The 14927-nt window shown below is 69.3% G+C and carries 11 protein-coding genes; 5 read left to right on the top strand and 6 right to left on the bottom strand.

Features of this window, described 5'->3' with window-relative positions; all coding sequences use genetic code 11:
* Nucleotides 1-78: 78 nt before the first annotated feature.
* Complete coding sequence (locus ACFYRU_RS13540; protein ID WP_387657260.1) at nucleotides 79-1431, top strand: class I SAM-dependent methyltransferase; 1353 nt, start codon at nucleotides 79-81, stop codon at nucleotides 1429-1431.
* Here ACFYRU_RS13540 and ACFYRU_RS13535 read toward each other — a convergent pair.
* The 5 genes from ACFYRU_RS13535 to ACFYRU_RS13515 all read right to left on the bottom strand — a co-directional run bounded on the left by ACFYRU_RS13535 (nucleotide 1428) and on the right by ACFYRU_RS13515 (nucleotide 9297).
* The gene (locus ACFYRU_RS13535) at nucleotides 1428-3575 is read right to left on the bottom strand and encodes a glycosyltransferase family 2 protein (protein ID WP_387657257.1); all 2148 of its coding nucleotides are present in this window, start codon (nucleotides 3573-3575) and stop codon (nucleotides 1428-1430) included. The genes ACFYRU_RS13540 and ACFYRU_RS13535 overlap by 4 nt on opposite strands.
* On the bottom strand, nucleotides 3572-5236 hold the full coding sequence (locus ACFYRU_RS13530; protein WP_387657255.1) for a hypothetical protein: 1665 nt from the start codon (nucleotides 5234-5236) through the stop codon (nucleotides 3572-3574). The genes ACFYRU_RS13535 and ACFYRU_RS13530 overlap by 4 nt, the downstream gene beginning before the upstream one ends.
* Nucleotides 5229-6068, bottom strand: a complete 840-nt coding sequence (locus ACFYRU_RS13525; RefSeq protein ID WP_387657253.1) for a hypothetical protein — start codon at nucleotides 6066-6068, stop codon at nucleotides 5229-5231. Before ACFYRU_RS13525 ends, ACFYRU_RS13530 begins: the two co-directional genes overlap by 8 nt.
* Nucleotides 6068-8326, bottom strand: a complete 2259-nt coding sequence (locus tag ACFYRU_RS13520) for a glycosyltransferase family 2 protein (RefSeq protein WP_387657251.1) — start codon at nucleotides 8324-8326, stop codon at nucleotides 6068-6070. The genes ACFYRU_RS13525 and ACFYRU_RS13520 overlap by 1 nt, the downstream gene beginning before the upstream one ends.
* A 218-nt stretch (nucleotides 8327-8544) precedes the next feature.
* Nucleotides 8545-9297 carry an N-acetyltransferase gene (locus ACFYRU_RS13515; protein WP_387657248.1) on the bottom strand — a complete coding sequence of 251 codons (753 nt, stop codon included), beginning with the start codon at nucleotides 9295-9297 and terminating at the stop codon, nucleotides 8545-8547.
* A 162-nt stretch (nucleotides 9298-9459) separates the two neighbouring features.
* Here ACFYRU_RS13515 and ACFYRU_RS13510 point away from each other — a divergent pair, with 162 nt between their 5' ends.
* The 3 genes from ACFYRU_RS13510 to ACFYRU_RS13500 all read left to right on the top strand — a co-directional run bounded on the left by ACFYRU_RS13510 (nucleotide 9460) and on the right by ACFYRU_RS13500 (nucleotide 12759).
* Complete coding sequence (locus tag ACFYRU_RS13510) at nucleotides 9460-9795, top strand: hypothetical protein (RefSeq protein WP_387657245.1); 336 nt, start codon at nucleotides 9460-9462, stop codon at nucleotides 9793-9795.
* Nucleotides 9788-10435: a hypothetical protein gene (locus ACFYRU_RS13505; RefSeq protein ID WP_387657243.1), complete on the top strand. Its 648-nt coding sequence runs from the start codon at nucleotides 9788-9790 to the stop codon at nucleotides 10433-10435. Before ACFYRU_RS13510 ends, ACFYRU_RS13505 begins: the two co-directional genes overlap by 8 nt.
* A gap of 95 nt (nucleotides 10436-10530) precedes the next feature.
* The gene (locus ACFYRU_RS13500; protein ID WP_387657240.1) at nucleotides 10531-12759 is read left to right on the top strand and encodes a hypothetical protein; all 2229 of its coding nucleotides are present in this window, start codon (nucleotides 10531-10533) and stop codon (nucleotides 12757-12759) included.
* On the opposite strand, the gene ACFYRU_RS13495 is transcribed toward ACFYRU_RS13500, so the two are convergent.
* Nucleotides 12752-13834, bottom strand: coding sequence for a PseG/SpsG family protein (locus ACFYRU_RS13495; protein WP_387657237.1), 1083 nt, complete (start codon nucleotides 13832-13834; stop codon nucleotides 12752-12754). The two genes, ACFYRU_RS13500 and ACFYRU_RS13495, sit on opposite strands and share 8 nt — an antisense overlap.
* 109 nt (nucleotides 13835-13943) lie before the next feature.
* Between ACFYRU_RS13495 and pseB the strand changes: the two genes are divergently transcribed.
* Nucleotides 13944-14927 (top strand): UDP-N-acetylglucosamine 4,6-dehydratase (inverting), encoded by a 984-nt coding sequence (gene pseB / locus ACFYRU_RS13490; protein ID WP_387657234.1) that lies wholly within the window; start codon nucleotides 13944-13946, stop codon nucleotides 14925-14927.

Raw genomic sequence — 14927 nt, 5'->3', positions numbered from 1 at the left:
TTTTTGCGGGGGTTTGGTGGGCGGACTGTGGTTTGGGCCGTTACTTCGGCCAATCATCAGACGACCAAGCGGAATCCGGTGGGGTTCGATCGGCGGGAAGCCGCGATCGAGCGGTTCAGTGTGGTGGAGGGGATTCGGTCGTTGGTGGTGGGGGTGGTGGATACGCCGCCGACCGACGAGTTTGCCGAGGTGACCGTCAAGGCTGTGGAGGCCGGGACGGATGATCTCGTGCGGTTGACGCCGGCCAATACGCTCGTGGCCTGTTCTACGCCTGCTGTCAGCAAGCTTTACGAGCGGCTGGGGTATCAGGTGATCGGGGTCGAGCCGGAGGGGACGGCACGGCCTTGGGACGTCTTGCTGATGATTGCTGCTGGCAACAATTCGTGGAAATCGTTGGCGCATCCCGCGACTGTGGACGTGTTCGAGCGGTACGCGCTGGATGCGCATGTTGCGCGGTGTGTGAACGACCCGGTCGTGGGGGACGACGGCGGGTTGACGACGACGCGCGACTACAAGACGTACGCCGACGCGTTCGAGACCGCCGCGGACCGGAAATGGTCGCAGATCAAGGACTTCGTGCGGCCGGGGCGGATCCTCGACATCGGGTGCGCGACCGGCGCGACGCTGCAGCTCGTCGATCGGGATCCGCGGTTCCACGAGTCGGACCTGATCGGGGTCGAGGTCGCCCGGCACCTGTACGCGGAATGCGTACACAAGAAGGAGCAAGGCCTCTTCAGCAACCCGAACGTGTACTTCTACCAGCGCAACATGCTCGGCTCAGCGGTCTTCCCGCCGCGGTCGATCGACACCACGTTGACGCTCGCGCTCACCCACGAGATCTGGTCGTACGCCGACGGCTCGCGGCCGGCGACGGTACAGCGGTTCGCGGATGCGTTGTACGCGCACACCGCACCACACGGCGTCTGGATCAACTCCGACGTCTGCGGACCGGACGAGCCGGACCGTTCCGTCGTACTGCGGCTGGACGACAGCGACGGGGTGAACCCGGACGACGTGGCGGAGCTCGAGACGCTCGACGACGCGGCCGCGTACGTCGGCAAGCTGTCGACCCGGGCGCGGTTCTTCCAGTTCGCGGACGACTTCCGGCGGAATGCTCGCGTACCGTTCGAGTACGAGGTTCGCGGCGAGGGGATCGTACTCCGGCTCGCCGACGCGATGGACTTCCTGACCCGCAAGGACTACGTCGACAACTGGCTGAGCGAGACCCACGAACAGTTCTGCGGCCTGAACTTCGCCGGCTGGTCCGCGGTCGCCGAACGCACCGGCTTCACCATCGACCCGTCGTCCCACGCCTGGCGCAACGACTGGCTGATCACCAACCGCATCGCCCCGGTCGCCTCCATCACCACCCCCGACGGCACCCCGGTCGACTGGCCTGTCACCCATCAGTTGATGATCGCGCGGCGTTAACTCACGTCGAGGTGGAGGGTGCCGGCCAGGGGGCGGACGGCGAGGGTGTGGGCGCCGCGGGTGATGGTCAGCGGGAGGCGGCTGGAGAGGAAGGGTTCGCACTGGACTGCGTGGGAGGTGCCGTCGGGGGCGGTGGCGAAGAGGATCCACTCGGCCGGTTCCAGCGCGGCCATCTCCACGACCGCGGCCCAGCCGTCGTCGGAGACGGTACGGCGGCAGTCGACGTCCACGTGGTCGTCGGAGTCCGGGAGGTACCGGCGCAAGCTGAACGCGACGTCGCCCCAGTCCGGCCCGCGGACGACCAACATGTTGCCTGCGGCAACGGCAGCCGTGGCGGTGGTACGGATCGGTGACTCGTGCAGGTTCACGTACCCGCCGGTCGAGCGGGTCAGCATCACCACCCGCCCGCGCTCCGCGTGCGACACCAGGCGATCGCCCGCGGTCCACAGCAACACCTGCTCGCGACCCTCCGGCCCGCGCATCCGGAACGCGCGCGTCGTCCGTTGACTGAACGGGTCGTCCGGGTTGATCTCCGCGAGGATCGGCCCGATCGGTAGCCGAGCGGTGAAGTCGCGGCCGCGCACTTCGAGCGGCAGTTCCTCTTCACCACCCGACAGCGGCCGGCCGACGAACAACGACGGGTCGTCGAACGCCGCGCGCCCGTGCAGTACGAGCGCATCCGGCGTCTGCTCGACCGCGGTCAACCGGCACGGATCCGGCAACCGCCGGACCGCGAACGCGCCGTTCTCGCCCGGACCGGGCTGGATCCAGTTCGTCTCGTCGATCCACGCCCCGGGCGGCCAGCCCGGGCTGCCGGCCTTCTGCCCGCGCAGCCGGTCGCGCCGCCGGATCCCGCCGGCTCGCAGCCGGACGTCGAAGTGCGCCGGGCCGGCCGGGCACTTCGCGAGCAGTTCGCGGCTGACCCGGACCTCGAACCCGACCAGGTTCTGCTCGCCGCGGAGGTCGGCCGCCGGGTACCGCCGCAGCGGAAGCCGATGGTTCCAGCCCGCGACCATCAGGCCGATGCGGAGGTTCGACGGTTTGTCCTGCAGGTGCCGGAGCTCCGCCGTACCGCGGACCGACAGCTCGCCGTCGATCCAGGTCACCTCGCGCACGCTGGTCGCCAGCGTGAAGTCGGACTTGGTCAGCTGCAGGTGTTCCTCGGCCGTGTCCGGGTCGAGCGCGACCTTGTGCAGGAGTTCGAGATCGCCCGCGCGCAGGGCGTCGAACTGGAGCCGGGCGAGGCGCGGCGAGTTCGCGAGTACATCGTCGTCGAGCCGGTCGAGCAGCTCCGTGGTGAGCTCGACGAGGTGCTGCTCCTCCTCGGCCGGGACCGTACCGAACGCCGAGAGGATTGCGTGCAGGTCGATCTGCCGGAAGTGCGCGTGCACCCGGCTACGGATCTCCGGCAACGCGTCCTCGACCTGGTCCAGCACGAGACCGGCCGAGACGACCCGGTCGCGGATGTTCGCGAGCTGGAACTTCTGCTGGGTGATCGAGTCACCGGACTCCCGCTCGCGCCAGAAGTACACCGGCGCCGCGACCGTGTCGACGGTGACCGCGTCCAGGTGCGCCTTCAGCGTGACCGGGTAGTCCTCGTACCGGATCGCCGGGAACTGGTACCCGTACTCGTCCCAGAACGACCGCCGGTAGACCTTGTTCCACACCATCCGGTCCAGGACGAGCTGCGGCGTCTCGGAGATGTGCGTGGCGAGCCGGTCCGCCGTGAAAACCTGTCCGTGCAGCCAGGACGGGCGTACGCCGTAACTGTTGTTGAACCGTCGGGCGTTGCCGCCGGCCAGGTCCGACCCGGTCCGATCGAGCGCCTTGACCATCAGCCCGAACCCGTGCCGGGTCACCAGGTCGTCGCTGTCGACGAACGTGACGTACTCCCCCGACGCGTGCTCGACGCCGGTGTTCCGCGCCGGGCCGAGACCTGCGTTCGGCTGCTCGACGATCCGGAACCGCCGGTCCCGGCTGCAGAACTCCTTCGCGATCACCGCGCTGTCGTCCGGTGAACCGTCGTCGACCAGGATCGCCTCGAAATCCGCGAACGTCTGCCGCGCGATCGAGTCGAGACAGTCCCCGATGTATGCCCCCACGTTGTAGAACGGAACTACCACGCTCAGGCGTGGCGCGGTCATCTCTTCCGGAACTTGCGGACGAGTTTGCGGGCGACGACCTCGGGCTTGCGGACCTGGGCGGCGTGGAAGATGACGCGGGAGACGGCGTACGTCCGCGAGCCGCGGATCCGCTCGTGCGCGGCGCTCACCTTCTGGAGCTGCCCGCGGAGCTCGCGGATGCGGTTCTCGCGGGTCTTCATCGCCTTGTTCCGGAAGCCGAGGGTGCGCTCCAGCCCGTAGACGTGCCCCTTCAGCTCGAACAGCTCGTGCTTGGCCGCTTCCGCCTCCGCGAGCGCTGTCCGTACGTCGACCACTTCATTGGCGACCCCAAGCATGTCGTCCAACGCGGCCGCGATCTGCTTGCCGCGGGCAACCTGCTCGCTGGTCGCCGGAACGGTGTCGGGCGAAGTGGCCGGCGTCTGCTCCGGCGCCTCCACCCCAGACATCCCCAACCAGGCGGACACGAGATCGTCCCCCACCATCCACGGCGGCCAAGGATGCCGCCGCTGCTGCCCGATCAACCGCCCATGAAACCGCACCCACGCAGCGGCCAGCAGATCTTCCTTCCCCACACTGTCCTGGGCCACCCACCCCGAGACCCCGTGGGAGAAGGATTCGCCGTCATACACCACGTCATCCCACCGGAGCACAACCCGCGACTCACTCACCCAGTCGCCCAGGTCCGCCGCCAGCTTCCGGAACCCAGGCACATCCTCAGCCGCAGCCAGCCGGAACAACACACTCTCAACCGAAACACCCGAGGAGATCGCACTGGGAACAACGGAGGGGTCGAACGACAGCAACTCACCGGAAATACCCCCGCCTGTGGTCGTCAGGTCCCAACCCGTGAGGGTCTGGTCGGCGGTAAGGACTGCGGTTGCTGTTTCCGAGTAGATGTCGTGGGCGGGCTGGGCGCCGATAACGGCGAGCCAGCCGGTGGGGACTGCGCCGAGGTGGCCGGCTCGGGCGGCGGTGTCCAGGCCCTCGTGAGCGGGAGACAGAAGTGGTACGTCGGTCTGCTCCACTGCGGCGATCGCCAACCGGGTGGGGAGTTCACCGGGCCGGGCGCCGGCCGCGACGTCGGCGCGGACGTACGTACGGGACGCGAAGTCGGCGTACAGCTCAGCCGTCCACGGCAGCGCCGTACGGAACTGCTCGACCGACACCGGCCGAGTCGGATCGTCGTGCAGCGGCCGCCACTCGTCGTCACCGTGGCGTTCGTCGGCCGGTCGGCTGTCCAACAGGTTCAGCAGCGAGAACTCGTTCTCCAGCCCAAGCACAACGACCGCATCCGGCGCGGCAAGCGCGGCGACGGCGTCCAGCCGAGCGGTCCAGGAATGATCGGCACTGTCGTACCCGAGCACCCGATCCAACCCGTCCGACGCGATGATCACCTCGTACGGCGAGGTCTGCAATCCGTCCAGCGCGCCGGCGATCACCTGCAGGCACGGGCCGAAGTCCTCGCCCAACTGCTGCGCGTCCGCCACCGACCGCACGAGGATCGTCACGTCGGCCGAGTGCGCGAGCACCGACTCGATCAGCTGCGGCGCATGCGGCCCGAGGATCAGCGTCCGCCGGTTGGCAGGCACGACGTCGGTCAGCAACGCGGCCAGCGCCGGGCGCGACTCCGTACGATCGGTCCACGGCTGCATCTCGCCCCGGACGACCTGGACTTCAGACACGCTCTCTCCAATCGAACAGCGACCGCAGTTCCGCGGCGGGCATCATCCAGGGGCGACCGAGTTCGAGGTCGGTGGTCGCGCGGGCGGCCTCGAGGTCGACTGTCTTGCCGAGCATCTCCGGCCACAGCCGCTCGATCCGGCTCTGCCCGCCGAACAGCGGGTTCTCGCCGTCCATCTCCATCGGGTCGCCGTACACCGCGGGCTCGCAGCCGGCCGCGACGCCGTAGAAGATCGCCGTCGACAACCGGTTCGCGGCGACCCGCTTGTGCTTGCGCAGTTCGGCCAGCTGCTTGAACAGGAACCGCCGGTCGGTGCCCTCGTAGGAGAACCCGCGGCGCCCGAACGACACCACCCGGAACCCGGCGTCCTCGTAGAACCCGCGCACCTCGGGCCGGTCGTACTCGGTGTAGTACAGGCTGAACGTCACCGGACCGGGCTCGGTCTCGCGGATCTCGTCGATCAGCCGCTGGTGGTCGCCGTGGATCTTGCCGCCTTCCCACCCGTGGAAGAGGAACCACAACGTGCCCTCGCGCTCGACCGGCTCCTCTTCGTCGGACACCGGAGGCTCCGGCTCGAGCTCGGTCAGGTACAGGAACGGCGCACCGATGCTGTGGTAGTTCCGCCGCCCGAGCGAGTGCCCGCGACGACGCGGCGCATCGCTCCAGGTGAAGCGCCACGCGCCGTCGTAGAACTCGTGCACCGGGTTCCACCCGCAGCCGATGTTCCACCCGTGCTGCAGGTATCCACGCAGCCGCGGCGGATGGTCGAAGTCGAACCCGGCGTACCGGGACAGGATGTGCGTCTGACCGTAGTAGTGGTTGTGGTGATGCATCAGCGCACCTCGACGTGCAGAGTGCCGGCATGGGGTCGGACGGCGAGCGCGTGCGTCCCGCAATCAATTGCCAACGGCAACCGGCTGCACAGGAACGGCTCGCACTGGACGGCGTGCGCCGTACCGTCGGCTCTGGTGGCGAACAGGATCCAGTCGGCCAGCGCGGCCAACGGATCGACGGAGACCTGTACGGCGGTCACCGGGACGAGCGCTTCCACGTCGACGGCCACGGACCACCCGCCGTCGGCGGCGACCGTACGACGGCACGCGACGTCGAGGTGGTCGTCGGAATCGGCCAGGTACCGCCGCCAGCTGAACGTCACGTCGCCGCCGGCCGATCCGCGTACCACCAACTCCTTGCCGTCGGCAACAGCTGTGACGGCGGTCGTCCGGATCGGCGACTCGTGCAGGTTCACGTACCCGCCGGTCGACCGGGTCAGCGTGACCACGCGGCCGTCCACGACCCGCGACACCGCCGCGTCGCCCGCGGTCCACAACAGCACCTTCTGCCCGCCCTCGGCGTCGTGCACCCGGAACACCCGGGTCGTCCGCTGGCCGAACGGATCGTCGTGGTTCGCGGCGTCGAGCAGTTCCCGGACCGGCAGCCGCGCGGTGAAGTCCCGCCCGTCGACCTGCAGCGGGATCTCCTCCTCGCCGCCGACGACCGGCCGGCTCAGGTGCAGCGTCGGCTCGTCGAACGACGCCCGTCCGTGCAGGACCAGCTCGTCCTCGGTCTGCTCGACCGCGGTCAACCGGCACGGATCGGTCAACCGGCGCAGCGCGAACCAACCGTTCTTGCCCGGCCCCGGCTGGATCCAGTTCGACGCGTCGATCCAGGCGCCGGGCGGCCAGCCCGGACTGCCCGGTCCCTGCCCGCCGAGCATGCCGGTCCGCACCCGCCGCCCGGAACGCATCCGCACCTCGAAGTGCGCGGGAGCGCCCGTACATTCCGCGAGCAGCTCCGGGTCGAGCAGCACCTCGAACCCGACGAGCGACTGCGTCCCGTGCAGGTCGAGAGCGGCGTACCGGCGGACCTCCAGCGGGTACGTCGTCGTGCCGACGGCGAGCGCGATCCTGAGGGCCGACGTACGGTCCGTCTCCAGGTGGCGGATCTCCGCGGTGCCCTTGACCGACAGCTTGCCGTCGACCCAGCCGACCTCGCGGACGCTGGTCGCGAGCGAGAGGTCCTGGTCGCAGACGCCGTACAGCCGGCGCGGTACGGCGGCCTCGCCGAGGCCCGGGTAGTTGTACTCGAGCCGCCGCCCGCGCGACACCGCCCGCGCACCGCCGCGCAGCCCGCCGGAGTTGCGGAACACCGCGAGCCGGCGGAGCAGGTCGACGTCGCCGGAGCGGAGCGCGGCGTGCTGGATCCGGTCGTACCGGTGGGTCTTCGCGAGCACCTCCTCGTCGAGCCCGTCGAGGAGTTGGCGGGACAGGTCGACCAGCGCCTGCTCGTCGTCGGCGGGGACCGACCCGAACGCGGACATCAGCGTCAGTACGTCGATCTGCGCCAGGTGCGCGTGCACCCGCCGGCGGACCACCGGTACGGCGTCCTCGACCAGGTCGAGCACCATTCCGGCCGAGGTGACCCGGTCGCGGATGTTGCCGAGCTGGAACTTCTGCTGGGTGATCGACTCGCCGGACTCGCGTTCGCGCCAGTAGTAGACGGCCTGCGTGACCGTGTCGACGGTGACCGCGTCCAGGTGGGCCTTGAGCGCGATCGGGTAGTCCTCGTACCGGATCGGGGGGAACGTGTAGCCGTACTCGGTCCAGAACGAGCGGCGGTACACCTTGTTCCAGAGCATCCGGTCCAGGACCAGGTCGGGGAACTCGCTGACGTGCGTGGCGTGCCGGACCCGGGCGAACGGCTGCTTGTGCAACCACGACGGCCGGACGCCGAAGCTGTTGTTGAACCGGCGCGCGTTGCCGCCGGCGAAGTCCGAGCCGGTCCGGTCCAGCGTCCGGACCAGGGCGGCGAAGCCGTACGTCGACACCAGGTCGTCGCCGTCCACGAACGCGAGGTACTCACCGGTCGCCTCGCGGATCCCCGCGTCCCGCGCCGGACCGGGTCCGGAGTTGTCCTGCTGGATCAGCCGGAACCGGGGGTCCCGGGCACAGAACTCCTTCGCCACGACGGCGCTGTCGTCCGGGGATCCGTCGTCGACGAGGATCGCCTCGAAATCAGTCCAGGCCTGCCGTGCGATCGACTCCAGGCAGTCCCCGAGGTACTCGCCGACGCCGTAGAAAGGCACTACCACGCTCAACCGCGGCGTCACTCCGGTATGCCCTCCCTCGCCGTGGCTGACTGTTCAGGGTGTGTCGGCCGATCCCACGCCGTCGCGAGCAGGTGCTCGGCGGAGTGCCTCGGCGCGCCGGCGCGGAGGGTTCGATGTGGTTTCATCGTGCCCTTCGCGCCGGTGCGGCGAGGTGCCCGCCGAGTGCCGCGCAGTAGGCGTGGGATCGGCTGGCACACCCTTTACGTAGCGGCAACGAGGTGGACTGTCAGGAGGTTATGCACGGGTTCGAATCCGTAGCGGGCCCAGATGCGTTGGATGCCGGTCTGGTGGGTCTGGGTGGTGACCACGAGGCGGCGGGTCGTGCAGGCGTCCTCGATCGCGGCCAGCAGATGGCCGTACCGGCCGCGGCCCTGCTCGGCGGGCACGACGCCGGCGAGCTGGACCTCGGTCCACGCGGTCTCCTGATCGAGCGCCGCGAGCGCGAGCACCCGCCGGTCCGGGCCCCGCAGGACGACCGCGCCGGCCGCGGCGATCCGCCGCCGCGCCCATTCCTGCCGGCCGGCCAGCGCGAGCGCGCGGTCGAACACCGGGTCGGAGCAGTAGTGGTTGCCGGAGTCGCCGAACACGTCCGCGACCAGGTCGTCCACCAGGTCGTCGTCGACGTCGTCCTCGACCTGCGTGGTGAAACCGGCCAGCGGCGCGGGGCGCCGGCCCTTCCCGACGGGCAGCGCCCAGCAGCTGACCGTGTCGGCCAGCAACGCCTGGCGCGGACCGCTCGCGAGCGCCGCGAACCAGGTCGTCTCGCGGGCCGGGTAGCGGAGCACGATCACGTCGGCGGTCGACTTCTCGACCGCGGACAGCACCTCCGCCAGCGGCGTACCGGCCGATGCCGAGACCGACATCCGGTCGATCGAGACCCCGAACCGCTTCGCTGCGTCCACGGACGGCCGCACGGTCAGCTCACCAGCTTCGAGCGCGTCGTACCAACTCATAGGCCGCTGAGCTTAAGGCATCACGGCGACAACAGTGTTACCGGGCGTACAGCGGTGCACACTCAGCGGCAGAAATCCAGAGCTCTTGAACCGTACGACGACGGTCACCCGTCAGCACGTACGGTAGTAGCGCGCGACCTGCGCGAACGGAGGGACACGAGGATGGCACCCCAGCGGAACCACGAGCTTCCTGACGGCAATCACGTGATCGTGATCGACACCGAGTCGGCCTCCGGGCATCTGAGCACGATGCTGCAGCGGTTCCGCGAAGGCAAGACAGAGCCGATGGTCTTCGGTGACACCGGCGAACCTGAGGCCGTCATTATCTCCTTCGCCCAGTGGCTCGAGTACCAGGAACTGCTCGAGGACGCCGCCGCTGCCGCGCGAGTGGAGGAAACGACCCGGCAGAGACTCGAAACCACCCCACCCGAGGCCTACGTCCCTCGCGAACGCTCCCGCCTGCGGCTGAAGGGCGAGCAACCGGACTCCGATGGCTGACCCCTATGTGCTTCGCCTGCATCCCGATCTGGAGGCGGAACGAAAGGCTCTCGAGGCTGCCGCGGCGAAGGACCCGACCGGGCGCGATGCCAAGCTGTTCAACGCGCTGGAGGACGGCCTGGACGCCTTGGAAGAAGGCCGCGAGGCGGAGTTCGACGGCAAGCGCATGCACTCGATCCAAGACAAGTACGGCGAGATCGGCGACCATGCCGAGATCAAGATCGAGGTGGACGAGGAGTATGCGCCGAACGGGTACAAATTCGGTGCGTCGCACCGGCTGACATACCAGGAGGCCGAGGGGACGGCGCAGGATCCGAGGCCGGTCAGGCGGGCGATCGCATTCGAGCCACGCAAGGACGGCCAGCCCTTCGTCGTCAGCGGCCAGCGGAACGAGCGCGCTCTCAGCGTGGGCCTTGACGAGCTGGACAAGGCCAAAGCTGCCGAGGCGACTGGCGGCACGGCGCCGATTACGCCGGTCCGGATGCCGCTGGACACCGAGCTTGCGACCGCCATCCACGCCGGAACGAACCCGACGCATGAGAAGCGGGGCGTGACCAGGCCGGCGGAGACACCAGTGGCGACGAACGGCGCGTCACAGACACAAGCCAAGCAGCGTGGTCCTGGGGTGACGAAGAGCTGAGGTGATCAGGAGACTGCCGGAGTTCGCGCTCTGGGTCTCACACGGAGTGACACGTTGCGTTCGTGGCGCGATGGATTTCACATTAGTGTTACGACATGCGCGCGAGAGCGAGGCGGCGGGGGCCGCGGACCGCGGGGCCTTCCCTTTCCGGTCTGGTCGCCGGGTTGAGCGTCGCGCTCCTCGCGATCGTGCTGCTCGCGCTGCATTCGACCGCCTTCGAACTGGCCCGGTTCGTGCTGTTCACGGTGGTCGTGGTGACGCTGCCCGGGTTCGCGCTGTGGCGCCTGATCGGCGGATACGGGCGCAACCTGGTGGAGGACCTGTCCGCCGGGTTCGCCGTCGGTACGGCCGGCCAGGTGCTGGTGTATCTCGCCAGCGCCTCGATCGGACTGCAGGCTTGGTCGTGGGTGTGGGCGCCGGTTGTGCTGGTGATCGCGTTCGTCGACGGCGACGCCCGCGCGCGGGTCTGGCGGCGGGTCGAACAGCCGTTGCGCCCGCTGCAGGCGTGGCTGCTCGCGGCGTCGACGGCGGTGGTGCTGCTGATCGTCTACCGGCGTGGTCCAGGCCAGTTCCTCCCGGCGTACACAGATCCGCTGCGGGCCTACCCGGACCTCGCGTTCCAGCAGGCGTTGGCGGCGAGCGCGAAGTACGACGTACCGATCAGGACGCTCTGGCTCGGCGGCGAGCCGATGAAGTACCACACGTTCTTCCACCAGGCGACGGCCGCGACGCAGTGGGGGACGCGGATCGACCTGACCGACCTGATCCACTCGCTGAGCTGGCTGCCGCTGTTCGTCGCCGGATGCGGGCTGGTGTTCGCGCTTGCCACCCGGCTCGTTCCGATTGCGGAGTCCGGCGCGACCTGGGCCGGACCGCTGGCGGTGTTCGTCGCCGGGCTCGGCGGGGCGGTGCAGCCGTTGGCCGGCGCCGGGCTGGGCGGGATCTCGACCGCGGTCGCGGCGTACCTGAGCCCGACGCAGAACCTCGGCGTACTGATCGCGCTCGCGCTCTGCATCGTCGCGGTGGACCTCCTGCGCTCCGACGGGAAGCCGCGCAATCGATGGGTCTTGTTGATCCTGCTCGCGCTGGTCGCGGCCGGGGCGAAGTCGACGATCCTGCCGGTCGTCGGTGCCGGGTTCGCGTTCGCGTTCCTGCAGCTGGGGCTGGCGAAGCGGCGGACGCGGCCGGCGTTCCTCGGCGGACTGGTCACGCTGGTGGTGTTCGTGGCGGCGCTGATCACGATCTTCGGCGGCAGTACGTGGGGTACGCAGATCAAGCCGTTCGAGACGTTCGTGCAACTGGCGCCGTACCCGATGCTGATCTCGAACCCGCATGCCCAGTTGTTGTCTGGGGCAACGACCTTGCTGAGTTGGGTGCTGGCGGCGTCGGGGCTGTTCTTCCTCGGCCGCAAGTGGCGCGACACCGGTGCGGTGTTCCTGGCCGGGGTCGCCGTCGCCGGGCTGCTCGGGACGCTGCTCACGACCCAGTCGGGCGTGAGCCAGTTGTACTTCCTGCGTACGGCGTTCCCGATCGTCGCCGTACTCGCGACAGCCGGGCTGGCGAATCTCGTCGGGCGGCTCGGGGACCGGCGGGCCGTCGTACTCGTCGGAGCGGCCGGGCTCCTCGGGCTGGCCGGGTTCGCGGTCGCGCGGTCGGAGTCGGCGGACCTGCCGGGCATCAAGGGGCCGTGGTTGTGGACGCTGGCCGTCGTGGGGGTTGTCGCGCTGCTCGTCGCGGTGGTGTGGAAGGTGGCGCGGCGGCCGGGCAACTTCTTCGTGGCGATGCTCGGCGCGGCGGTCGCGGTATGCATGATCGGCGCGGCGCTGGTGCCGTTGCAGGCGTTCGTGTCGGACAACGCGTCGAACCTGGTGTTCGCGCATCCGTTCCGCGGCGGGGCGACCGCGGCGGAGGCCGGAGCGGCGCAGTGGTTGCGGCGGAACAGCAAGCCGGGCGAGCTGGTCGCGACCAACGCGCACTGCATCATCCAGCGCGACGGCGTCTGCGACAGCCGGCACTTCTGGCTGGCGGCGCTGTCCGAACGGCCGGTGCTGATCGAGGGCTGGTCGTACTCGAACCAGGCGAACCGGATCGCGCTCGCCAACGACGGCAACCCGAGTCTGATCCCGTACTGGAAGCCCGAAGCGCTCGCCGCCAACGACGCCGCGTTCAAGGCGCCGTCAGCCACCACCATCGACCGGCTCAAGCAGGCCGGCGTCCGCTGGCTGTACGCCGACCACCGCGCCGGCGAGGTCTCGCCGGCGCTCCGCAACTACGTCCGCCTGCGACACGCCACCCTCGACGCCACCATCTACGAACTCAGATGAGCCCCAGCAGCGCGTCTGCTACTCGTTCGCGTCCTCGGCCGTCGACCAGCTCCCAACCTGCGCGTGCCAACCGCCCGCGTTCCACGGGATCCGTGAGAAGTCGTTTGAGCGTTTGATCCGCTGCGCCCACATCTGCCTGCAGCGCACTCAGCAGCCCCAGCCCGGCCGCCGCGCCGGTGCCGACCGCGCGCTCGTACCCCATCACCTGGTTGTCGACCACGCACACCAGACCGGCCGTTGCCCCGAGGCACAACAGCTCCCACGTCGACGTACCGGACGCGCTGATCGTCAGATCCGCCGCACGCACCCGCGCCGCCAGCTGATCGGTCGGCCCGATCACGTTCAGCGCCTGATGCGGCTGCAGCTCGACGTCGGCGATCCGCCGCGCCAGCTCCTCCCCCGGCGCAACCACGGTCGCCTCGAACCGAAGGCCAGTCGCCGCCAGCGCCCGGGCAACGTACGGCCCCGCACCGAACGCATCCGTACCACCGAAGAACGCGAACACCGTCGGCACCACGTTCGGCCGATCGGCGGGCGCGACCGCCGGCCGGAGGTCGAGGATCTCGTCGCGGATCATCACGTACGGCAGACCAGCCAGCCGGACCGAGCCCCGCGGCAGCACCGGACGGTCGAGCTCGGCCGCGAGGTTCTGGTCGACCAACACGTCGGCCTGAGCTCCGCGGAAGTCCCCGTCCACGATCGCCACCGTGGGCAGCCCACTCGCACGAACGGCCGCGTACACCGACGCGTCCAGGTCGTACGAGTCGAACACCACCGCGTCCAGCCCGAGCCGGGCAAACAGCTCCACGTGCTCATCGGCCGTCCACACCGCCGGCTGTACGTCGATCCCGCGCGCAGCGATCTGCTCTGCCGCCCACGGCACGGTGTGCGCGTCGCACACGAACACCAGCTCGACGCCGCGCCGCCGAACCTCCTCGGCCAGCGCCAGACAGCGCATCACGTGCCCGACGCCCCGGGCCGGCCCCACATCACATCGCACCCCGACGCGCTTCACGCCGACGACCGTACCGGGTTTCCGCGCTCGGACCGTGCCGGAGAACGTACGTTTGATCACGTTGCGTCGAGACGCGGATTGAGCACAGCCTTCAGCGGGCAGCTATTGTTTCGAGGTCCGCACCGCGTGTGCGCAGTTCGGAACTGTCCGTCAGAAGGGTCCCGCTCGCGTGTCAATCCTCACCGGCTCCGACATCCTGGTCACCGGCGGTACCGGGTCGTTCGGCCGGACGTTCGTTCGGCACGCACTCGAGCACCTGAACCCGCGGCGGATCATCGTGTTCAGCCGGGACGAGCTGAAGCAGTGGGAGGTCCGGCAGTCGTTCGGCGACGACCCGCGGCTGCGGTTCTTCCTCGGTGACGTCCGCGACCGCGCTCGGCTGCTGCGGGCGATGCACCGCGTCGACTACGTCGTGCATGCCGCTGCGCTGAAGCAGGTCGACAGCGGTGAGTACAACCCGTGGGAGTTCGTGCAGACCAATGTGATCGGTTCGCAGAACGTGATCGAGGCGGCGATCGACTGCGGCGTGCAGCGGGTCGTCGCGCTGTCGACGGACAAAGCGTCCAGCCCGATCAACCTGTACGGCGCGACCAAGCTGACCGCTGACAAGCTGTTCATCAACGGCAACCACTACGCGGCGGCGTACGACACCCGCTTCAGCGTCGTCCGGTACGGCAACGTGATGGGCAGCCGCGGCTCGATCATCCCGAAGTTCCGCGCGCTGCACGCGGCCGGGCAGTCGCTGCCGATCACCGACCTGCGCTGCACCCGGTTCCTGATCACGCTGCCGCAGGCGGTCGAGTTCGTCGTCGACTCGTTCGACCTGATGAGCGGCGGCGAGCTGTACGTACCGCGGATCCCGTCGATGAAGGTCACCGATCTGGCCGCGGCGATCGCGCCCGGGGCGGCCATGCACGACGTCGGCCTGCGCCCGGGCGAGAAGCTGCACGAGGAGATGATCAGCCCGGAGGAAGGCCGCCGTGCGGTCTCCCTCGGCAACCGGTACGTCCTCCAGCCCGACCTCGCCAGCTGGGGCTACCAACCGCCGGCCGGCGGTATCCCGGTCGCGGACGGCTTCCACTACGCCTCCGACACCAACGACCAGTGGTACTCGATCGAGGAGATCCGCAAAGTCCTCGAAACGGACTACTAG

The organism is Kribbella sp. NPDC004536 (genome assembly GCF_042873835.1).
Lineage (GTDB): Bacteria > Actinomycetota > Actinomycetes > Propionibacteriales > Kribbellaceae > Kribbella.
This window is presented reverse-complemented; position numbering and strand designations above follow the sequence as displayed.